24 protein-coding genes are annotated in these 19,823 nt (G+C 70.6%); 13 read left to right on the top strand and 11 right to left on the bottom strand.

Translation table 11 applies throughout. The features are described from left to right. Positions 1–30: 30 nt before the first annotated feature. From R4I43_RS27330 to R4I43_RS27310, 5 genes are all read left to right on the top strand, one after another. Complete coding sequence (locus R4I43_RS27330; RefSeq protein WP_324268564.1) at positions 31–654, top strand: TetR/AcrR family transcriptional regulator; 624 nt, start codon at positions 31–33, stop codon at positions 652–654. Between the two features lie 118 nt (positions 655–772). Beyond that, positions 773–1,471: a type III secretion system chaperone family protein gene (locus tag R4I43_RS27325; RefSeq protein WP_324268563.1), complete on the top strand. Its 699-nt coding sequence runs from the start codon at positions 773–775 to the stop codon at positions 1,469–1,471. A 60-nt stretch (positions 1,472–1,531) separates the two neighbouring features. Next, positions 1,532–2,305, top strand: a complete 774-nt coding sequence (locus R4I43_RS27320; RefSeq protein ID WP_324268562.1) for an SDR family NAD(P)-dependent oxidoreductase — start codon at positions 1,532–1,534, stop codon at positions 2,303–2,305. An 18-nt stretch (positions 2,306–2,323) separates the two neighbouring features. Next, the gene (pyrE, locus tag R4I43_RS27315; RefSeq protein WP_324268561.1) at positions 2,324–2,866 is read left to right on the top strand and encodes an orotate phosphoribosyltransferase; all 543 of its coding nucleotides are present in this window, start codon (positions 2,324–2,326) and stop codon (positions 2,864–2,866) included. Beyond that, the gene (locus tag R4I43_RS27310) at positions 2,863–3,507 is read left to right on the top strand and encodes a TrmH family RNA methyltransferase (RefSeq protein WP_324268560.1); all 645 of its coding nucleotides are present in this window, start codon (positions 2,863–2,865) and stop codon (positions 3,505–3,507) included. Before pyrE ends, R4I43_RS27310 begins: the two co-directional genes overlap by 4 nt. 101 nt (positions 3,508–3,608) lie before the next feature. Here the strand turns inward: R4I43_RS27310 and R4I43_RS27305 are convergent, their stop codons facing one another. The 4 genes from R4I43_RS27305 to R4I43_RS27290 form a co-directional block, all read right to left on the bottom strand. Next, on the bottom strand, positions 3,609–4,280 hold the full coding sequence (locus tag R4I43_RS27305; RefSeq protein ID WP_324268559.1) for a DedA family protein: 672 nt from the start codon (positions 4,278–4,280) through the stop codon (positions 3,609–3,611). A 79-nt stretch (positions 4,281–4,359) separates the two neighbouring features. After that, positions 4,360–4,545, bottom strand: coding sequence for a hypothetical protein (locus tag R4I43_RS27300; protein ID WP_324268558.1), 186 nt, complete (start codon positions 4,543–4,545; stop codon positions 4,360–4,362). Between the two features lie 56 nt (positions 4,546–4,601). Beyond that, a complete protein-coding gene (gene nagA, locus R4I43_RS27295; RefSeq protein WP_324268628.1) occupies positions 4,602–5,756 on the bottom strand; it encodes an N-acetylglucosamine-6-phosphate deacetylase in 1,155 nt (384 codons plus the stop codon). Positions 5,757–5,879: 123 nt separating this feature from the next. Next, positions 5,880–6,449, bottom strand: a complete 570-nt coding sequence (locus tag R4I43_RS27290; RefSeq protein WP_324268557.1) for a SigE family RNA polymerase sigma factor — start codon at positions 6,447–6,449, stop codon at positions 5,880–5,882. Positions 6,450–6,542: 93 nt separating this feature from the next. On the opposite strand from R4I43_RS27290, the gene R4I43_RS27285 reads away from it, so the two are divergent. From R4I43_RS27285 to R4I43_RS27270, 4 genes are all read left to right on the top strand, one after another. Next, positions 6,543–6,821 carry a YciI family protein gene (locus R4I43_RS27285; protein ID WP_324268556.1) on the top strand — a complete coding sequence of 93 codons (279 nt, stop codon included), beginning with the start codon at positions 6,543–6,545 and terminating at the stop codon, positions 6,819–6,821. A 207-nt stretch (positions 6,822–7,028) separates the two neighbouring features. Then, positions 7,029–8,063 (top strand): class II fructose-bisphosphate aldolase, encoded by a 1,035-nt coding sequence (gene fbaA / locus R4I43_RS27280; protein ID WP_324268555.1) that lies wholly within the window; start codon positions 7,029–7,031, stop codon positions 8,061–8,063. Between the two features lie 81 nt (positions 8,064–8,144). Then, positions 8,145–8,555 (top strand): DUF3151 domain-containing protein, encoded by a 411-nt coding sequence (locus tag R4I43_RS27275; protein WP_324268554.1) that lies wholly within the window; start codon positions 8,145–8,147, stop codon positions 8,553–8,555. Between the two features lie 297 nt (positions 8,556–8,852). Beyond that, on the top strand, positions 8,853–9,938 hold the full coding sequence (locus tag R4I43_RS27270) for an FUSC family protein (RefSeq protein ID WP_324268553.1): 1,086 nt from the start codon (positions 8,853–8,855) through the stop codon (positions 9,936–9,938). Here R4I43_RS27270 and R4I43_RS27265 read toward each other — a convergent pair. The 3 genes from R4I43_RS27265 to R4I43_RS27255 all read right to left on the bottom strand — a co-directional run bounded on the left by R4I43_RS27265 (position 9,935) and on the right by R4I43_RS27255 (position 11,676). Further along, on the bottom strand, positions 9,935–10,177 hold the full coding sequence (locus tag R4I43_RS27265) for a hypothetical protein (RefSeq protein ID WP_324268552.1): 243 nt from the start codon (positions 10,175–10,177) through the stop codon (positions 9,935–9,937). The genes R4I43_RS27270 and R4I43_RS27265 overlap by 4 nt on opposite strands. Before the next feature lie 75 nt (positions 10,178–10,252). Next, a complete protein-coding gene (locus R4I43_RS27260) occupies positions 10,253–10,885 on the bottom strand; it encodes an HNH endonuclease family protein (RefSeq protein WP_324268551.1) in 633 nt (210 codons plus the stop codon). Positions 10,886–11,037: 152 nt separating this feature from the next. After that, positions 11,038–11,676: a hypothetical protein gene (locus R4I43_RS27255; RefSeq protein ID WP_324268550.1), complete on the bottom strand. Its 639-nt coding sequence runs from the start codon at positions 11,674–11,676 to the stop codon at positions 11,038–11,040. A 166-nt stretch (positions 11,677–11,842) separates the two neighbouring features. Between R4I43_RS27255 and R4I43_RS27250 the strand changes: the two genes are divergently transcribed. Beyond that, the gene (locus R4I43_RS27250) at positions 11,843–13,129 is read left to right on the top strand and encodes an adenylosuccinate synthase (protein WP_324268549.1); all 1,287 of its coding nucleotides are present in this window, start codon (positions 11,843–11,845) and stop codon (positions 13,127–13,129) included. 7 nt (positions 13,130–13,136) lie between these two features. On the opposite strand, the gene R4I43_RS27245 is transcribed toward R4I43_RS27250, so the two are convergent. Beyond that, the gene (locus R4I43_RS27245; RefSeq protein ID WP_324268548.1) at positions 13,137–14,750 is read right to left on the bottom strand and encodes a Na+/H+ antiporter; all 1,614 of its coding nucleotides are present in this window, start codon (positions 14,748–14,750) and stop codon (positions 13,137–13,139) included. A gap of 209 nt (positions 14,751–14,959) precedes the next feature. Further along, positions 14,960–16,060, bottom strand: a complete 1,101-nt coding sequence (locus R4I43_RS27240) for a glycerophosphodiester phosphodiesterase (protein WP_324268547.1) — start codon at positions 16,058–16,060, stop codon at positions 14,960–14,962. Positions 16,061–16,245: 185 nt separating this feature from the next. On the opposite strand from R4I43_RS27240, the gene purD reads away from it, so the two are divergent. The 3 genes from purD (at position 16,246) to R4I43_RS27225 (ending at position 19,033) form a co-directional block, all read left to right on the top strand. After that, a complete protein-coding gene (gene purD, locus R4I43_RS27235; RefSeq protein WP_324268546.1) occupies positions 16,246–17,508 on the top strand; it encodes a phosphoribosylamine--glycine ligase in 1,263 nt (420 codons plus the stop codon). Between the two features lie 32 nt (positions 17,509–17,540). Beyond that, positions 17,541–18,707: a pyridoxal phosphate-dependent aminotransferase gene (locus tag R4I43_RS27230; protein ID WP_324268545.1), complete on the top strand. Its 1,167-nt coding sequence runs from the start codon at positions 17,541–17,543 to the stop codon at positions 18,705–18,707. A 161-nt stretch (positions 18,708–18,868) separates the two neighbouring features. Then, a complete protein-coding gene (locus R4I43_RS27225; RefSeq protein ID WP_324268544.1) occupies positions 18,869–19,033 on the top strand; it encodes a hypothetical protein in 165 nt (54 codons plus the stop codon). A gap of 37 nt (positions 19,034–19,070) precedes the next feature. On the opposite strand, the gene R4I43_RS27220 is transcribed toward R4I43_RS27225, so the two are convergent. Further along, on the bottom strand, positions 19,071–19,667 hold the full coding sequence (locus tag R4I43_RS27220) for an HAD family hydrolase (RefSeq protein ID WP_324268543.1): 597 nt from the start codon (positions 19,665–19,667) through the stop codon (positions 19,071–19,073). 24 nt (positions 19,668–19,691) lie between these two features. Next, positions 19,692–19,823 (bottom strand): integrase core domain-containing protein (locus R4I43_RS27215; protein ID WP_324268627.1); only part of this gene is annotated, 132 nt, incomplete at its 5' end.

Raw genomic sequence — 19,823 nt, 5'->3', positions numbered from 1 at the left:
AACCATTCCGCGCGGGCGTACGCTGTGTCCATGCCCACAGCAGCGACCGCACGGCACGACGACGCCGTCATCCGCGCGGCCCGGGAGGTCTTCGCCGAGCTCGGCATGGCCGCCCCGATGTCGGAGGTCGCCAAGCGCGCCGGGGTCGGGGTGGCCAGCATCTACCGGCGGTACCCGAGCAAGACCGAGCTCGTCGAGCAGGTGCGCATCGCGGCGTTCCGCTTGGTCATCGCCGAGGCGGAGGCGGCGCGCGCCGAGGAGTCCGATCCGTGGCGGGCGCTGAGCCGGTTCATGCACCGCTGCCTGCGCGAGGGCTCGGGCATCGGCACGGTGCTTCCGCAGCTGGCGGAGCAGCACGCGTTCTCGGCCGAGTTCCGCAACCTGCAGCAGCAGGTCGCCGAGGTGATCGAGGCGCTGGTGGAGGACGCCAAGCTCGCCGGTGAGCTGCGCGCCGACATCGACTGGACCGACGTCCTGCTGCTGTTCAAGCACCTCAACCCGGCGCTGCCGACCAGCGAGTCGCGCCGCGCCGAACTCCGCGCCCGCTACCTCGGCCTGGTCCTGGAGGGCCTGCGCTCGGAAGGTTCAGCCCTGCGCGGCCCCGCTCCCGACACGGCCGAGTGGCGCGCCCTGTGCGACAACCGCGCCAGCTGAGGGCCGGACACGTGCCTGGATCGGGTTTTCGCACGTCAAGGTCAACCGAACGAGCGGTTCGAACTTTGATGCCCAGGTGATCTTCGAGATCTGCGATGTTCGGACTACCCTGCCCGGTGTGGGCATACCTGCGTGGCTCTGGTTCCTCGTCGCCGTCGTCGCGATCGTCGCCGGCGTCGCGCTGCTGATCTCCGACCGATCGCAGCGCACCTCCAACAACCGGGAGCGGCGTCGCTGGGCGGCGCTGCGCGGTTGGCAGTTCGCCGAGGTCGACCGCGTCCTGCCGAGCCGGTGGGAGCGCGGCGTGCTCGCCCAGTACGGCGCGACGACCGCGACCGACGTGGTGGCGGGCTCGACGTTCACCGCCGACGGCCGCCGCCAGGTCTACGTGCTGGACCTGGAGGCCGGGAACAAGAACGTCGCCGTCCTGGTCGGCATCCGCTGCCGCCGCACCGCCCCGGCCACCATCGAGCTGTGGTTGCCGGACGTGCCGGTGCCGCAAGACTCCGGCCTGGACCTGCTGGGCCCGGTCGGCTCGCGCTACGCCTTCGTCACCGAGGTCGCCGCAGCCCGCCCGCTGGTGACCGAGGACCTGGTGGACGCCACCGAGGAGATCGGCCAGGACGTCACCGTGGTGTGGCTGGAGAACGACTGGGTGCTGGCCGCGATGCACCCGGCCGACGCCGACCCGGCGCGTCTGGAGCGCCTGCTGCGCGACCTCGGGGACCTCGCCGACCTGGTCGACCCGTTCGACAGCGACCCCAACAGCACCCCGGCCGAAGCCGAAGCCGAAGAGCACTCCGAGCACATCCAGTAGGTCCCGCCGAGCAGAGCGGCCAGAACACCGCCTTCATTACGAGACGGGTAGGTTCGGGATATGCCTACCGCACTCGTCACCGGAGCCACTGCGGGGATCGGCCGCGCCTACGCCCGTCGGCTGGCCGCTGAAGGCCACGACATGGTCCTGGTCGCGCGCGACACCGAGCGGCTCGAAGAGCTCGCCGACCGGTTGCAGACCAGGCACAGCGTGCGGGTCGAGGTCCTGACCGCCGACCTGTCCGACGCTTCGCAGCGCGCCGTGGTCGCCGAGCGCGTCGGCGACCCCGCCAAGCCGGTCGACGTGCTGGTCAACAACGCCGGGTTCGGCACCGGCGGTGCCTTCTGGGACCTGTCCGCCGACGTGCTGCAGCGCCAGCTGGACGTCAACGTCGCGGCGGTGCTGGAGCTCACCCACGCGGCCGTGCGCGTGATGCGCGAGCGCGGGCGCGGCGACGTGATCAACGTCGGCAGCGTGGCGGGCTTCTTCACCGTCTCCGGCTCCACCTACGCGGCCACCAAGGCCTACGTGATCGCCTTCTCCGAGGGGCTGGCGACGTCGTTGGCGGGCACCGGTGTGCGGGTCATGGCGCTGTGCCCCGGCTTCACCCAGACCGAGTTCCACGAGCGCGCGGGCCTGGAGATGAGCAGGCTGCCGCGCGCGTTCTGGCTGCAGGCCGACCAGGTCGTGCACGAGTCGCTGGCGGACCTGCGCGTCGGCAAGGCCGTGTCCATCCCGGGCGCCCAGTACAAGGCGCTGGTCGCCGTCGGCCGGCTGATCCCGAAGAAGCTGCAGCGCATGGTGGTCACCCGCACCGTTCCCGGCCGGACCTGAGAACTATCCTCAGTCCTCGTGGTGAACGAGAAGCAGCGCTCCGAACTGGCCCGGCTGGTCAAGGAGCTCGCGGTGGTGCACGGCAAGGTGACGTTGTCCTCGGGCAAGGAGGCCGACTACTACGTGGACCTGCGCCGGGCGACCCTGCAGCACCAGGCGGCCCCGCTGATCGGGAGTCTGCTGCGGCAGATCACCGCTGACTGGAACTTCACCGCCGTGGGCGGGCTGACCCTGGGCGCCGACCCGGTCGCGGCCGCCATGATGCACGCCGACGGTCCCGCGCTGGACAGCTTCGTGGTGCGCAAGTCCACCAAGGCCCACGGCATGCAGCGCCAGATCGAGGGCCCGGACGTCGTCGGCAAGCGGGTGCTGGCCGTGGAGGACACCTCGACCACCGGCGGCAGCGTGCTCACCGCCGTCGAGGCGCTGCGCGAGGTGGGTGCCGAGGTGGTCGGCGTGGCGACCGTGGTCGACCGGGACACCGGCGCGCGCGAGGCCATCGAGGAGGCGGGACTGCCCTACCGCACGCTGCTGGGGCTGGCCGACCTCGGACTGGCGTGAGCGAGGACGTCGGGCCCACCGAGTGGGGCACCAGCGTCGGCGTCGGCCCCTGGGAGGGGCCGCGGCCGGATGACGAGCGCTACGACCCGGAGCTGCTGGAGCACGGCGACCGGCGCAACGTCGTCGACCACTACCGCTACTGGCGGCGGGAGGCGATCATCGCCGACCTCGACCGGCGGCGGCACGACTTCCACGTGGCCATCGAGAACTTCCAGCACGACCACAACATCGGCACCGTGGTGCGCACGGCCAACGCGTTCCTGGCGCGGGCGGTGCACATCGTGGGCCGCCGCCGCTGGAACCGGCGCGGCGCGATGGTCACCGACCGGTACCAGCACGTCCACCACCACCCGGACGTCGCGTCGCTGACCGAGTGGGCGCGCGCCGAGGACCTGGCGATCGTGGCGGTGGACAACACGCCGGGCGCGGTGCCGGTGGAGCGCGCGGAGCTGCCGCGCCGCTGCGTCCTGCTGTTCGGCCAGGAGGGCCCCGGCCTGCACGAGGAGTCCCGCCGCGAGGCCGACCTGGTGGTCTCCATCGCCCAGTTCGGCTCCACCCGCTCGATCAACGCGGGCGTCGCCGCGGGCGTCGTCATGCACACCTGGGTCCAGCAGCACGCCGACCTCAGCCGGGCCTGGTGAGATCCCGGCCAGTCGATGCCCGATCTCTCGGTCGGAACCACCCCCGCGCATGAGAAGAGCCGGCACCCGAGTTGGGTGCCGGCTCCTCTCCGAGGACTGCGTCAGGCCGCTTCGCGGGCCTTCTCGCGGCGTCCCTTGATGTACTCGATGATGATCGGGATGATCGAGATCACGACGATGACGATGGCCATCGACTCGATGTTGTTGCGGATCCACGGGATGTTGCCCAGGAAGAACCCGAGCAGCGTCATGCTCAGGATCCAGGCCACACCGCCGATGGCCGAGTAGCTGAAGAACTTCTTCTGGTCCATCTGCCCGATGCCGGCCACGGCCGTGATGAACGTGCGGACGATCGGCACGAAGCGGGCCAGGATGATCGCGCGGGCGCCGTACTTCTCGAAGAACGCGTGCGTCTTGTCCACGTGCTCGCGCTTGAACAGCTTGGAGTCCGGCTTGTTGAACATCGCCGGGCCGACCTTGCGCCCGATCCAGTAGCCGGTCACGTTGCCGACGAAGGCGCACAACGCCAGCAGCACGCAGACCAGCCAGATCGGCGTGTCGATCGAACCGGTGGCGACGAACAGGCCGGTTACGAACAGCAGCGAGTCACCCGGCAGGAAGAAACCGATGAGCAGGCCGCATTCGGCGAAGATGATCAGGCAGACGCCGATCAGCGCGAACGGGCCCAGACCAGAGACGATGTTCTCCGGATTCAGCCAATCCGGAAGCAGAGCGAGCGCGGGCTGTGCCGCGGCGGCGAATTCGGTCGTCACGCTTGCCAACGGTACCGTGACGCCGCGCTGCTCGGCCGTCGGGCGACCAACCGGACATCGACGCAGCGCACACCCTCGATCACCCGATGGGGTAAAGGACTGTGACGCCCGCCGCGAGCAGTCCGGACAACACGCCCAGGACGATCACGAAGAGCAGCAGCCCGCGCGGGCCCGGACGCCTCGTGCGCTGCTGCGGACCGGAGCGGCCCGCCGCTCGCGCGCGCAGCGCGGCGGACAGCGCGTCCTCGGTGTTCCGGCCGGTCATGCCCCGACCTTAACCAGCCGGTGACCGGATTCGGTGCGAATCGGTGAAACCGCAGTTCAGGCGGGCTCGGTGAGCCACTGACCGCGCCGCATGACGCCCTGCAGGTCCAGGTCGTCGCCGAGCACCACCAGGTCGGCGTCCGCGCCGGGCCGGATCTCGCCGACGTCGGTCAGGCCGAGCCGCCGGGCCGGGATGGTGGCGGTCGCCGCGACCGCTGCCGGCACCGGCAGGCCGCAGCTGCGGACCAGGTTGCGGAACGCGGCGTCCATCGTCAGCGTGCTGCCGGCCAGCGACCCGTCGGACAGCCGGGGCTCGCCGTCGACCACGGTCACCGGCAGCGCGCCCAGCTCGTAGGTGCCGTCGCCGGCACCGGTGGCGCTGATGGCGTCGGTGACCAGCATCGTCCGGTCGATGCCCGCGTGGGTGGCGGTCAGCCGGGCGATGGTCGGGTGCAGGTGCACCAGGTCGCAGATCAGCTCGACGCTGACCCGCTCGTCGTCCAGCAGCGCGCCGACCGGTCCGGGCTCGCGGTGGTGCAGCGGACGCATGCCGTTGAACAGGTGCGTCGCCACGGTCGCCCCGGCGTCCACGGCCGCGAGCACCTGCTCGGCGTTCGCGTCGGTGTGCCCGACGGCCGCGATGGCGCCGCCGTCGACCAGCTGCCGGACCGCTCCTCGCGAGCCGGGCAGCTCCGGGGCCAGGGTGACCATCCGGACCGCGCCGCGACCGGCCTCGAGCAGCTGCCGCACGTCGTCGGCCTCCGGTGCGCGCAGCACCTCGGGCGCGTGCGCGCCGCAGCGGGCGTGCGAGAGGAACGGTCCTTCCAGGTGAATCCCGGCGAGCAGCCCGTCCGCGGTCAGCTCGGTCAGCGTGGCGATCTGCTTGACCAGCTCCGGGATCGGCGCGGACACGAGGCTGGCCAGCATCGTCGTGGTGCCGTGCGCGCGGTGGTGGGCCACCGCGGTCTGCGTCTGCTCGGGTTCCAGGGAGGTGAACGCACCGCCGCCACCGCCGTGGCAGTGGACGTCGACGAAACCGGGGACCAGCCAGCGCCCGGACAGCTCGATCGCCGGGCCGGCGGGAACGGCTCCGTCGCCCACGGCGGCGATCTTGCCCGCGGACACCCGCACCCAACCCGGTCGTGCGACTCCGCCCGGGGTCACGACCTGCGCTCCGGTGAGGATCAGTTCGGCAGTGTTCACAACAACGATCCTCCGCCAAACACGAGCAGTGGTCTACACCAAAATCGGTGTTTTGCAGCTCGCCGCGAGCCGTACGCCCGGTCGTGGCCGAACGTGTCCGATTGGTTCGAATATAGGCCGTTCGGGGGAACCTCAGCCGCCGATGTGCTTCTGCAGCGCTTCCAGCGCCCGGCTGGCCGTCGACTTCACCGTGCCCTTGGAGACTCCGGTGGCCTCGGCGATCTCGGCCTCCGACAGGTTGCCGTAGTAGCGCAGCACCAGCACCTCGCGCTGGCGGCGCGGCAGCTTGCTCAACGCGTCCACCACGGCCTGGTGCTCGGCGGTGAGCATCGCCAGCGACTCGGCGGAACGCGCGTTGGCCTGGTGCGGCGGCTGGTACTCGCGGGCGGTCTTGCGGCGGCGCAGCATCGACCGGGACCCGTTGACCACGGCGGTCCGCAGGTAGCCGACGGCGGCGTTGGCGTCGCGCAGCCCCGACCAGTTCCGGTACAGCCCGGTGAAGGCCTCCTGGACCACGTCCTCGGCGCTGCTGATGTCGTCGACCAGCAGGATCGCCAGCCGGACCATGCGCATCCGCTGCTGCTTGTAGATGTCCTCCAGGGACAGCGGTTGCTGGGTCTCCCGGTGGACGCCGTCCAACTTGCGCAGCGTGCCGAAGGTCTTCTCGACGCTGCGCTCGATGCCTTCCGAATCACCGCCCATGATCGAAGAACTTACCGGGCGAGGGCGGGTTCGCGGGGCGGGTTGTCGGATAGCGTCGACGCGATCGTTGAATTCGCCGCGATGGAGGAAGACATGGCGAGGTTCGTTGTCGAGCTGGTCTACGGCCCGGACGAGGAGAAGCGGCTGGCGGTCCGGCCGGACCACCGCGAGTACTCGCGAGGCCTGGCCGAGCAGGGCAAGCTGCTGGCCGGTGGGCCCTACACCGACGGCAAGGGCGCGCAGCTGATCTACGAGACCGCCGACGAGGCGGAGCTGCAGGACCTGCTGGCCGCCGACCCGTACACCGAGGCCGGGGTCATCGCCTCGACCACCATCCGGCAGTGGGAAGTCGTCACCGGAGCCTGGCTGTAGGCGGCAGGTGCCCTGGCGTGTGAGTATGTGCACAGGATCCTTTTCTGAATCCTTGCACCAACTTTTCAAAACAACACCGCTGGGGCACTGTGACGCGCGAAAGAGTGGTACCTGCCCCGATGCGCCGTCAAGGACGCGCAGGGGTTCCTAGGATGCTGCGCGATCTCGTGTCACTGACGACCGAACTCCATCTGAGGAGGATGACCGATGCCCATCGCGACCCCCGAGGTCTACACGGAGATGCTGGACCGGGCGAAGACCGGTGAGTTCGCCTATCCAGCGATCAACGTGACCTCGTCGGAGACGCTCAACGCGGCGCTGCGCGGGTTCGCCGAGGCCGAGAGTGACGGCATCATCCAGGTGTCGACCGGCGGCGCCGAGTTCGCCTCCGGCACCAAGGTCAAGGACATGGTCACGGGTGCCACCGCGCTCGCCGAGTACGCGCACGTCGTCGCCGCCAAGTACCCGGTGAACATCGCGCTGCACACCGACCACTGCCCGAAGGACAAGCTCGACGGCTTCGTCAAGCCGCTGATCCAGATCAGCCAGGAGCGCGTCGACCGCGGCGAGAACCCGCTGTTCCAGTCGCACATGTGGGACGGCTCGGCGATCGACCTCGAGGAGAACCTGCAGATCGCGCAGGAGCTCCTGGAGCTGTCCGCCAAGGCCAAGATCGTCCTGGAACTCGAGGTCGGCGTGGTCGGCGGCGAGGAGGACGGCGTCGCCAACGACATCAACGAGAAGCTCTACACGGCTCCGGGCGACTACATCAAGACCGTCGAGGCCCTCGGCACCGGCGAGAAGGGCCGCTACCTGCTGGCCGCGACCTTCGGCAACGTGCACGGCGTCTACAAGCCGGGCAACGTCAAGCTGCGCCCGGAGATCCTCAAGCAGGGTCAGGACGTCGTGTCGGAGAAGCTGGGCCTGGCCGCCGGCTCGAAGCCGTTCGACCTGGTCTTCCACGGTGGTTCCGGTTCGCTGCTGGAGGAGATCCACGAGGCGGTCTCCTACGGCGTGATCAAGATGAACATCGACACCGACACGCAGTACGCCTTCACCCGGCCCATCGCGGACCACATGATGAAGAACTACGACGGTGTGCTCAAGATCGACGGCGAGGTCGGCAACAAGAAGACCTACGACCCCCGCAGCTACCTCAAGGTGGCCGAGCAGGCGATGGCCGCTCGTGTCGCCCAGGGCTGCGAGGTCCTCAAGTCCGCCGGCCGCATGATCGCCGGCTGACCTCGACCCGATCGCAACGGCCCGTCCGCCCGCTGGGTGGACGGGCCGTCGTCGTTCCGGTGGTAGTGCGAGGATTGGGGCATGACGAGGAATCTGTTGGAGCCGCCGGAGACGCTGCTGCCGGAGAGCCCGGAGGCGCAGGGCGCCCTGGACGCCGGCACCGACCCCGCCGAGGTCGCCGCGCAGCACCCCGCGTTCAGCGCCGCGTGGGCCGCGCTCGCCGACAACGCCCTGCAGCGCGGCGAGAACATCGCCGCCTACGCCTACGCGCGCACCGGTTACCACCGCGGCCTGGACGCCCTGCGCCGTTCGGGCTGGAAGGGCTTCGGCCCGGTCCCGTGGCGGCACGAGCCCAACCGCGGTGTCCTGCGCTCGATCGCGGCCCTGGCCAAGGCCGCCCGCGCCATCGGTGAGACCGAGGAGTTCGACCGCTGCCGCCAGCTCCTCGAGGACAGCGACCCGGCCTCCCTCGAACCCAACGGCCTTTCCTGACGAACACGCACCCGGCCACCACCGGACTCCGTCCGCAGGTGGCCGGGTGCGTGCTACTCGGGCTCCCACCAGGGGCGACGCGATTTCAATGGAAATCAGGATCCCGAGTTCCGTGGAACTCCAGGTTCTGATCTCCATTGAAATCGCATCACCGGGACCCAGCTGTCCCGACCACCACCTGCCTCCCGATCACCGCCGTGATCCGGTACCTGATCACGGCGGTGATCGGGGTTGGGTGACTGCGGCGGTTGTCGGGGTTGCTGGTCGGGGCGATGTTCGGTGGCGGAGGATGGGGCCGTGGGGCGTTTGCGTGAGGAGTTGAGCCGGCGGCTCCGGCGGTTGTTGCGGACCGGGGTGCCGATCGTGCAGTGCGCGGTGGCCGCGGGGGTGGCGTGGTTCCTCGCGCACGACATCGTCGGGCACGCCGCGCCGTTCTTCGCCCCGATCGCCGCGGTGATCTCGCTCGGGGTCTCGCTCGGACAGCGGATGCGGCGGGCCCTGGAGCTCGTCGTCGGGGTGAGCATCGGCATCGGTGTCGGCGACGTCCTGATCTCGGTGATCGGCTCCGGTCCCTGGCAGATCGCGCTGGTCGTGGCGCTGGCGATGTCCACGGCGGTGCTGCTGGACAGCGGCGGCGTGATCGTGCTGCAGGCCGCGTCGTCATCGGTACTGGTCGCGACCCTGCTGCCGCCCGCCACGTCCGGTGGTCTGACGCGGATGCTCGACGCCGTGGTCGGCGGTCTGGTCGGCTTCGCCGTCGCCGCGCTGCTGCCGGCCAACCCGCTCGCCGTGGCGCACCGCAACGGCCGCGTGGTGCTGGGTGCGCTGGCCGACGCGCTGCGCGGAGTCGCCAGCGCGGTCGCGCGCCAGGACGCGTCGATGGCCGCCGACGTGCTCGCCAAGGCCCGCAAGAGCCACAAGTCCGTCGAGGAGTTCCGCGCCGCCCTGGAGGCGGGGGCCGAGATCGCGCGGTTCGCGCCGATCCGCTGGCGCAGGCGCGGGGACCTCGAACGCTACGAAACCGCCGCCACACCCATCGATCGCGCGCTGCGCAACACCCGCGTGCTGGCCAGGCGGGCGCTGGCCGCGCTGCGCGACGGCGAGCCGGTGCCGCGCCCGCTCCCGGGAATGCTGGAGGAGCTCGCGGGAACCGTGGTGCTGCTGCGCGACGAGCTCGCCAGCGGCAAGGATCCTTTGCAGGCCAGGGAATCCGCCCGCTCGGTCGCCAAGAAGTCCACAGTGGAACTGCTGGGCGAGGGCGACTTCTCGATGCAGGTCGTCGTGCTGCAGGTGCGCTCGATCGCCGTCGACCTGCTGCAGGCCTCCGGCCTCACCCGGAACGAGGCGATGGCAGCTCTCCCACCGCTGCACCCGGACGACTAGGGCCGGTTCAGCACTGCCGCGAGCGAGGCGTGCAGGGGTTCGTGGTCGCGGGCGTCGTGCAGCCGGCAGTCGGCGGCTGAGAGGCGGTACCACTCCTCGGCGCCGTCGTAGCGGATCCACACCCGCACCGCGCCGTCCTCGCAGTCCGTCGCCAGCTCCAGGTCGCCGGTGATCACGCCGACCTCGTCGGTCATCACCCCGCCAGGGGGTGCGGTCAACGTCGTGCGCAACTCAGCCATGGCCGCCAGTGTGCCTTCCCCGGAAGCGAGGAGCGGGCACCTCCGCGCCGGAGGTGCCCGCCTTCTCGAAGACGATCAGCAGCCGTCCAGGGCGGTCTTGAGCGCGTCCTTCTCGGCCTCGGTGACGGTCAGCTGGTAGTTGTGCTTGGTGCCGACCCACATCGAGGCGTAGGTGCAGTGGTAGTCGGTCGCGGGCGGCATCCAGACGTCCGGGGTCTGGTCGCCCTTCTCCTGGTTGACGTTGTCGGTGACCGCGATCAGCTGCGGGCCCTCCAGGTCGTTGGCGAAGGCCTGGCGCTGCTCCTGCGTCCACTCGGCGGCGCCGGAACGCCACGCGGCGGCCAGCGGCACGACGTGGTCGATGTCCAGGTCGGACGGCTGGGTCCAGGTCTCGCCGTCGTAGGGGCTGGCCCAGCTGCCCGAGGTCGGGTAGCAGTCGGATCCGACCTCGACGTTGTCACCGTCGCGCTTGAGCACCGCCTCGCGGGTGCTGCAGCCGTCCGAGCCCTCGTTCCAGTGCGGGAACTTCTCCCGGTCGTAGCCGTCCATCGAGCCCTCGGGGGCGACGGTCAGCTCGCCGAGCTGGGTCTGGGCGGTCGCCGGGTCCGGGATCCCCGGCGGCTCGGCGCCGGCCGGCACGGCCAGCCCAAGCCCGATCAGACCGGCCAGGGGCAGCGCGGCGAGGGTGGTGCGCAACGAACGTGTCATGGCTTCCTCCGCGATGGGCTTGATCGCCTGCTCAGGGATGACGATTGCCCACGTGGGTGGACGATTCAATGCCGCGGAGTGACCGGAGGGTGACATGGCGTGAAGTCGCCACTGATTGGGGGATGAAAATGTGAATTCCACACACCCCGTAATCAGCGCGCCAGGTTCAGGTCCTCGGTGTGCCGGTACCAGACCCACTTCTGCATCGGCCGCGGGTGATCGGTGCCGTCGTGCCGCACGGTCGCCGACCGGAACGACGCCTGGAACGCCCGGCCCCGCGCCGCGCGCTCCCGGCGGCGCAGCAGCCCGCGCCGGGTGACGGTGACCCGCAGCCCGTCCATCGGGGGCTCGATCGTGTGGTTCAGCGGATCGGACGTCGGGTCCGGGAGCGGTTCGGCGTCCGGGTCCGGCGCCACCACCAGGCGCTGCGCGGGACCGTTGAGGACCTGCTCGTCGTCGCAGTAGGCCTGCCCGGTGATCGGCTCGATCACGCCCTCGCCCAGCAGGATCCCGCCCGAGTCGTCCCTGATCAGCGGCACCGGTCGGGGCGAGGCGGTCAGCGCCCGCTCGAAGTCGCCGACGCCCAGCCCCCACAACCGCGCCACCGGCGAGTCGGCGACCGGCACGTAGCCGACGGTCAGCTCGGTCAGCCGCTCCTTGCGCAGCAGCCGCAGCACGACCGCCGCCAGGTCCATGTCCGTGCCGTGCACCACCACACGATCGGTGGCATCTGCCAGCAGCGGATCGACGTCGTTGCGACCCGGTGCGGCGGGCACTTCGTGCCATCGCACACCGTCACCGTCCGGACGCGCTGCGCCACCAACGTTTCCGCAGGACAATGCGGTGGTACTCACGTTTCGCTCCTGGTTTACCCTGATCGACCGGCATACCCCGTGGTGGGAGCGGGCGAAGCGTGCGGTCACGCTGGCGACCACCCAGTCCAGGTTGGAGTTTCACATGCCGGCGATCGTGCTGATCGGCGCCCAGTGGGGCGACGAAGGCAAGGGTAAGGCGACCGACCTGCTCGGCGAGCAGGCGCAGTGGGTCGTGCGTTACCAGGGCGGCAACAACGCGGGACACACCGTCGTGCTCCCGGACGGGCAGGACTTCGCGCTGCACCTCATCCCGTCGGGGATCCTCACCCCCGGCGTGACGAACGTGATCGGCAACGGTGTCGTCGTCGACCCCGGTGTCCTGCTGGAGGAGCTCGCCGGGCTGGAGGAGCGCGGGGTCGACACCTCGCGGCTGCTGCTGTCCGCCGACGCGCACCTGATCATGCCGTACCACGTGGCCATCGACCGCGTCACCGAGCGGTACCTGGGCAAGAAGCAGATCGGCACCACCGGCCGCGGCATCGGCCCCTGCTACCAGGACAAGATCGCCCGGGTCGGCGTGCGGATGCAGGACCTGCTCGACGAGAAGATCCTGCGCCAGAAGGTCGAGGCCGCCCTCGACATCAAGAACCAGATCCTGGTCAAGGTCTACAACCGCCGGGCCATCGACCCCGAAGAGGTCGTGGACACGGTGCTCGGGCAGGCGGAGAAGTTCGCCAACCGCATCGCCGACACCAAGCTGCTGATCAACCAGGCGCTGGAGCGCGGCGAGACGGTGCTGCTGGAGGGCTCGCAGGGCACCCTGCTCGACGTCGACCACGGCACCTACCCGTTCGTGACCTCGTCGAACCCGACCTCCGGCGGTGCCTCGGCCGGATCCGGCGTCGGCCCGACGAAGATCAGCGCGGTGATCGGCATCCTCAAGGCCTACACCACGCGCGTCGGGGCGGGCCCGTTCCCGACCGAGCTGACCGACGAGGCCGGCGAGAACCTGCGCAAGCAGGGCGGCGAGTTCGGCGTCACCACCGGCCGCTCGCGGCGCACCGGCTGGTTCGACGCGGTGATCGCCCGCTATGCGACCCGCGTCAACGGCATCACCGACTACTTCCTGACCAAGCTCGACGTGCTCTCCGGCCTGGAGACCATCCCGATCTGCGTCGCCTACGACGTCGACGGCGAGCGGGTCCAGGAGATGCCGATGACCCAGACCGGCGTGCACCACGCGGTTCCGGTGTACGAGGAGATGCCGGGCTGGTGGGAGGACCTCAGCGACTGCCGCACCTTCGAGGACCTGCCCGCCAACGCCCGCGCCTACATCGAGCGCATCGAGGAGCTCTCCGGCGCTCGCGTGTCGGCGATCGGCGTCGGCCCCGGCCGGGACCAGACGATCGTGCGACACACGATGGCCTGATCCGCTCTCAGCGGTTCCGCCAGGAGCTCTCCACGGCCGCTTCCTGCAGGTCGAGTTCGCGGAGGACGCGGCGCAGCACCTCGTCGTCGAGGTTGCCCGCGTCGCGTTCGTCCGCGATCGCCGAGCGCTGCACGTCGATGATGTTGCGCCGCAGCTCGGAGAACGTCCGGGTCGAGGCGTCGGCGCGCTCCGCCGGAGTGCGCCCCACCTGATCGGCCGCGGCCATGCCCTGGTGCTCGACCAGGCCCCGCATCCGGGAGACCATCCGGTTCAGCGCGGAGCTCTCGCAGCCCGCGTCGGCCGGGGTCAGCTCGTCCAGGTAGGCCAGCGCCGCGTTCGTGGCGATCCGCCGCGCCTCCGCCTCGGCCTGGTCGTCGCTGCGCGCCTCCTCCGGGTCGGAGACGCCCAACCGGCGGATGAGCAGCGGCAACGTGGTGCCCTGCAGCAGGACCGTGCCGACCGTGACCACGGCGGCGACGAACTGGATCACCTCGCGGCCCGGCAGCGGATCACCGCTGCCGGTGGTGAACGGGATCGCGCCCGCCGCCGCCAGCGTCACCACGCCGCGCATCCCGGCCCAGGACAGCACCGCCGTCCGCCGCCACCGGCCGCCGCGTTGGCGCCCGCTCCTGATCAGGTGCGACACGCCGGGCAGGTAGTTCGAGCCGAACATCCACAGCACCCGGAACGCCATCAACGACAGCAGGATCAGCAGCGTGGCCAGCACGATGTTCCCCACCGGGCGCCCGGACTCCAGCACCTCGGTGACCACCGACTTGAGCTGCAAGCCGATGTAGGCGAACACCAGGCTCTCCAGCAGCAGGTTGATCGAGCCCCACACGGTGTGCTCCTGCAGCCGCCCGGCGGCGCGCGCCCGGGGCAGGTTGTGGCCCACGTACAGCCCGGCGGTGACCACCGCCAGCACGCCGGAACCACCCAGCTCCTCGGCGGTCAGGTAGGCGATGAACGGCACGAGCACGCCCAGCAGCGTCGCCACCTGCACGTCCGGGATGTGCTGGCGGGCCAGCTGCGCCAGCATCCCGAAGGCCAGTCCCAGCACGGCGCCGACCACCACGGCCAGCGCGAACACCCACAAGCCCTGGACGAGCGTCGGCGTGGTGCCCACGGCCGCGGTGATCGCCATCCGGTAGATCGTCAGCGCGGCGGCGTCGTTGATCAGGCTCTCGCCGCCGAGCACCGTCATCACCCCGCGCGGCAGCTTCAGCTGGCGGCCGATCGCCGCCGCGGTCACCGCGTCCGGCGGGGCGATCACCGCGCCCAGCACGATCGCCGACGCCAGCGGCAGGTCCGGGATCAGCACGAACGCGACCCAGCCCAGCACGAACGACGTGACGATCACCTGCAGCACCCCGTGGTGCACGATCGGGCGGATCCTGGCCCGGAAGTTGGTGAACGAGCTCTCCAGCGCGGCGGCGTACAGCAGGGGCGGGAGCACCGCGGTCAGCAGCAGCTCCGGCTCGATGTGCAGCTCGTCGAGCCCGGGCACCAGCGACACCGCCATGCCGACCGCCACCAGCAGCAACGGCGCCGCGATCTCCCGGCTCCGCGCCAGCGCCGTGACCAGCAACGCCCCGATCAGGACCAGAATCAGCTGGGTCAACTCGCACCTCCGTCCACGATGGACACCTTAGGTGCGCGCCCCGGCGATCACCCGAAACGACGAAACCGCCGCCCCCGAAAGGGGAGGACGGTCTCACCCGACCCACCACCCACCGCGGGGAACCCGATTCAATGGAACTCGGGGTTCCGATTTCCATTGAAATCAGGTCCCCGACTTGAAATCCGGTCAACGCGGGTGGGACGGGTGGGTCAGCGCTGGTCTCGGGCGGTGATGGCGAGGTCCGGCATGTCGCTGAAGATGCCGTCGACGCCCTGGTCGTACAGGGCGTGGAAGAGGCCGAGGACGTCGCCCCACTGGGCCGGGTCCTGCGAGGACTGGAAGTCCGCGGGCAGGAAGGTGTTCTCGGCGCGGACCGTGTAAGGCACGACCTGCAGGCCGGCGGCGTGCGCGTCGGCGACCACGGTGGTCGGCTCGGTGAGGTGGTTGCTGTCGTCGACCGGGAGGATCACCTTGGTGTCGGGGCCGATCACGTCCGCGTAGGTCGCGATCTCCTTCAGACCCTCCGGCTTGACCAGGTCGGCGTAGGTGCGCGGGTCACCGGCTTCGATGAAGTCCTGCGGCGCCCCGCTGTTGCTGATCAGCTGCACCAGCCGCACCCGGAGCTGTTCGCGCAGCTCCTTGAGGTTGCCGACCTCGAAGGACTGCACGACGACCTTCGAGTCCTCCTTGTTCAGGCTGCTGGTCTCGAGCGCCTCGACCACGCCGGGCTCGAGCGGCAGACCCAGCTCGCGGAAGTAGCTGGGGTGCTTGGTCTCCGGCGCCACGCCGATGTCGCGGCCGAGCTCCTCGGACAGCCGCTCCCGCAGGTCCAGCACCTCCTGGAACGTCGGCACCTCGTAGAGGCCGTCGTAGACGGTGTTGTTCCGGCGGATGTCCGGGATGCGCTCCTTGGCGCGCAGCGTCTTGAGCTCCGCGAGCGTGAAGTCCTCGGTGAACCAGCCGGTCATCTCGGTGCTGTCGATGACCTTGGTGGTCTTGCGGGCGGCGAACTCCGGGTGGTCGGCGACGTCGGTGGTGCCGCCGATCTCCGGCTCGTGCCGGGCGACCAGCACGCCGTCCTTGGTGGGCACCAGGTCCGGCTCGATGAAGTCGGCGCCCATCCGGGCGGCCAACTCGTAGGAGGCGAGCGTGTGCTCCGGCCGGTAGCCGGAGGCGCCGCGGTGGCCGAACACCTCGATCTGCGGGGTGTCCGGGGCCGGCTCGGCGGTGGCCGGTCCGGTCGAGGCGATCACCCCGAGTGCGGCAGCTCCCGCGACGGACAATGCGATCAACCGTCCCCGAATCGTCATGCGTTCTCCCTGTTCCGATGGTGGCGGCCTCACCCAACTCGGCCCAGCCGACGCCAGGGGCACACCAGTGCGACGAGCAACCGACCTCCGGGTGAACGCCGCACGACCTGCGATGCGCCAAGTGGCGGCAACACTTCCCGGGGGCAGCGGCCAAGTGGCCCACCGCACGCTCTACGCTGCGTTTCGTGCGAATCCTCGTGATCGGCGGCGGCGGCCGGGAGCATGCGATCGTGTTGGCGCTGTCCCGTGACCCGTCCGTGACGGCACTGGCCTGCGCGCCCGGCAACGCCGGTACCGCAGCGCTCGCCGAGTCCTACGGCGTCGACGTCGCCAAGCCCGACGAAGTGGCCGAGCTGGCCACCCGCTGGAAGGCCGACCTGGTCGTCTTCGGACCGGAAACGCCGCTGGTCGCCGGGGCCTCCGACGCCGTGCGCGCCGCGGGCATCCCGTGCTTCGGCCCGTCCAAGGCGGCGGCCCGCATCGAGGGTTCCAAGGCCTTCGCCAAGGACGTCATGGTCTCCGCGGGCGTGCCTACCGCGCGCAGCGAGATCGTGGACAACCCCGCCAAGCTGGACGCCGCGCTGGCCGGTTTCGGACCGACCTGGGTGGTCAAGGACGACGGTCTGGCCGCGGGCAAGGGCGTGCTGGTCACCAGCGACTTCGACGCCGCCCGCGCGCACGCCATGAAGCTGCTCGACGGCGGTCACCCGGTGCTGCTGGAGTCGTTCCTCGACGGCCCCGAGGCCTCGCTGTTCTGCCTGGTCGACGGCACCACGGTCGTTCCGCTGCTGCCCGTGCAGGACTTCAAGCGCGTCGGTGACGGCGACGCCGGGCCGAACACCGGCGGCATGGGCGCCTACGCGCCGCTGCCGTGGGCCCCGGACGACCTGGTCGACACCGTGGTCCGCACGGTCGTGCAGCCCACCGTCGACGAGCTCGACCGCCGCGGCACCCCGTTCTCCGGTCTGCTCTACGCCGGGCTCGCGCTGACCTCGAACGGCCCGCAGGTCATCGAGTTCAACTGCCGCTTCGGCGACCCGGAGACGCAGGCCGTGCTGGCCCTGCTGCACACGCCGCTGGCGCAGCTGTTCAACGCCGTGGCGCGCGGTGAGCTCGCCGACCAGCCGGAGCTGGAGTGGGAGCGGGGTTCGGCGGTCACGGTCGTGCTGGCAGCCGAGGGCTACCCGGGCCGGCCGCGCGTCGACGACGTCATCCAGGGCTCCGACCTGCAGGGAGTGCTGCACTCGGGCACCCGCCGCCGGGAGGACGGCGCGGTGCTGTCCGCCGGTGGCCGGGTCCTCTCGGTCGTGGGCACGGGCGCCGACCTCGCCGCCGCCCGCGACGAGGTCTACAAGCGGGTCGAGCGCGTCCACCTCCCCGGAGCCCACTGGCGCACTGACATCGCCCGCCGCGCGGTCGACGGCGACATCACGGTCCCCGGCTCCTGACCCGGGGCGTTCGCCCTGGCAGGCTTGAGGCCATGAGTGGTCAGCACCCCGCGCTCGCCGTCGCGGCGCGAGCCGATGTAGCTCCCTTCCAGGTCATGGAGGTCCTCTCCGCCGCCGCCCAGCGGCAGCGGGAGCGCGGCGACGTCGTGTCGCTGGCCGCCGGACAGCCCTCGACGCCCGCGCCGAAGGCCGTCCGCGAAGCCGCCGCTCGCGCGCTGGAGGGCAACGCGCTGGGCTACACCGAGCAGCTGGGGGTCCTGGAGCTGCGGGAAGCCATCGCCGGGCACTACGAGCGGGCCCACGGCCGCTCGGTCCCGGTGGACGAGGTCGTGGTGACCACCGGTGCCTCGGGCGCGTTCCTGCTGGCGTTCCTCAGCGCCTTCGACGCCGGAGACCGGGTCGCGCTGGCCAGCCCCGGATACCCGGCCTACCGCAACATCCTGTCCGCGCTGGGCTGCGAGGTCGTGGAGCTGCCCTGCGACGCCGCCACCCGCTTCCAGCCGACCGTCGAGATGCTCGAAGCGCTCGACGAGCCGGTGCGCGGGCTGATCGTGGCCAGTCCGGCGAACCCCACCGGAACGGTGCTCTCCCGCGACGAGCTCGCCGAGCTCGCGGGCTGGTGCGAGGCCAACGGGGTGCAGCTGATCAGCGACGAGATCTACCACGGGCTCAGCTACGGAGAACCGCTGCACACCGCGCGCGAGTTCTCCGCCGAGGCCGTCGTGGTCAACAGCTTCTCCAAGTTCTGGTCGATGACCGGCTGGCGGCTGGGCTGGATGCTGGTGCCGCCGCGCCTGCTGCGCGCCGTCGACTCGCTGACCGGCAACTTCACGCTCTGCCCGCCCGCGATCTCGCAGCAGGCCGCGGTCGCGGCGTTCAGCCCGGAGGCCTACGACGAGGTCGAGGCCCACGTCGAGCGCTACCGGGAGAACCGGGCGCTGCTGCTCGACGGCCTGGCGGCGGCGGGCATCACCAAGGTCGCCCCGGCCGACGGCGCCTTCTACGCGTGGGTGGACATCAGCGATCACACCGACGACGCGGCGTCGTTCTGCCGCCGCATGCTCGACGACACCGGCGTCGCGCTCGTCCCCGGCGTCGACTTCGACCCGGACCGCGGCCACCACTACCTCCGCCTCTCCTTCGCCGGCGATCCCGGCGACATCACCGAAGCGGTCCAGCGGCTCGGCGCTTGGCTGTGAGGCGGTTCTCTGCCGAAACTGATCGTTCTGGCGAGAACCGCCCGCTGGTGACCCCGAGACGACCCTGATGTTTCCCGGGTTCGGGCTTTCGACCTGCCAATTCGCCGGTCCGCTCTGGCAGGCTGGGAGTGCGGGAGATACCCGGTGAAGAGGTGGTCGTGATGGTGTGGAAGGTGCTCGGCGGTCTGCTGGCGCTCTGGATCGTGCTCTCCATCGCCGGAGTGCTGATCAAGGGCCTGTTCTGGCTCGCAGTGCTCGGCGGAGTCCTGTTCGTCGCCACCGCCGCCATCGGCTGGGCCAAGGACCGCAAGCAGATCAAGCCCTAGGTGTTGATCATTGGTCCCGGTCCTCGCGCGTCGGTGGTCAGGCTGCCAGTTGTTCGTCGAGGAGGGTTCGGGCGTGGGTGGCTGAGCGCCAGAGCTCGGCGTTGAGGCCTGCTTCGCGGGCGCCCGCGACGTTCTCCTCGCGGTCGTCGAAGAACAGGCACTCCCCGGCCTCCGCGCCGAGGGTGTCGAGCAGGGTGCGCCAGATCTCCGGCTCGGGCTTGACGACCCGCAGGTCACCGGAGAACAGCAGGTGCTCGAAGTACCGCGCCCACGGCTTGCTCTCCCCGGCGCGGGCGAACGTCGTGGACGCGTTGGACAGCAGCGCCAGCCGGACTCCGCGGCGGTGCAGGTCCTCCAGCAGCGCCAGGGACTCCGGCTCGGTGGACATCCAGCCGTCGACGTCGATGCAGGTCAGCCGGTGGATCAGCGAGTCGTCGACCTCGCGGTCCAGGCGCGCGGCCACGGCTCGCCAGTAGTCGGCGTCGGACAGGCCTGCGTCGTAGGCCCGGCGCTCGCGCCAGTAGGCCGCCTCGAACTCTGCGGGATCGGTGTCCAGCAGCGCCGCCAGGTCGGGCAGCGCCGTGATGCGGCGGCTGATGACCTCGCCGTAGTCGAACACGATCCAACGCAGCATGCGCACCTCCGGTCGCGGCGAGCGCTAGATGTGATGTCCGGGGAGGTTGGTCAGTCGGGTGGCTGGTGGCTTGCCTCCGATGGCGGAGTGGGGGCGGTGGTGATTGTAGAAGTGGATCCAGGCTGGCAGGGCGGCGTTGCGTTGCTGGGTTGATTC

The organism is Saccharopolyspora mangrovi (assembly GCF_035320975.1).
Classification (GTDB): domain Bacteria; phylum Actinomycetota; class Actinomycetes; order Mycobacteriales; family Pseudonocardiaceae; genus Saccharopolyspora; species Saccharopolyspora mangrovi.
Note: the sequence above shows the minus strand (reverse complement) of the source record. Positions and strands in the feature narration are given on the sequence as shown.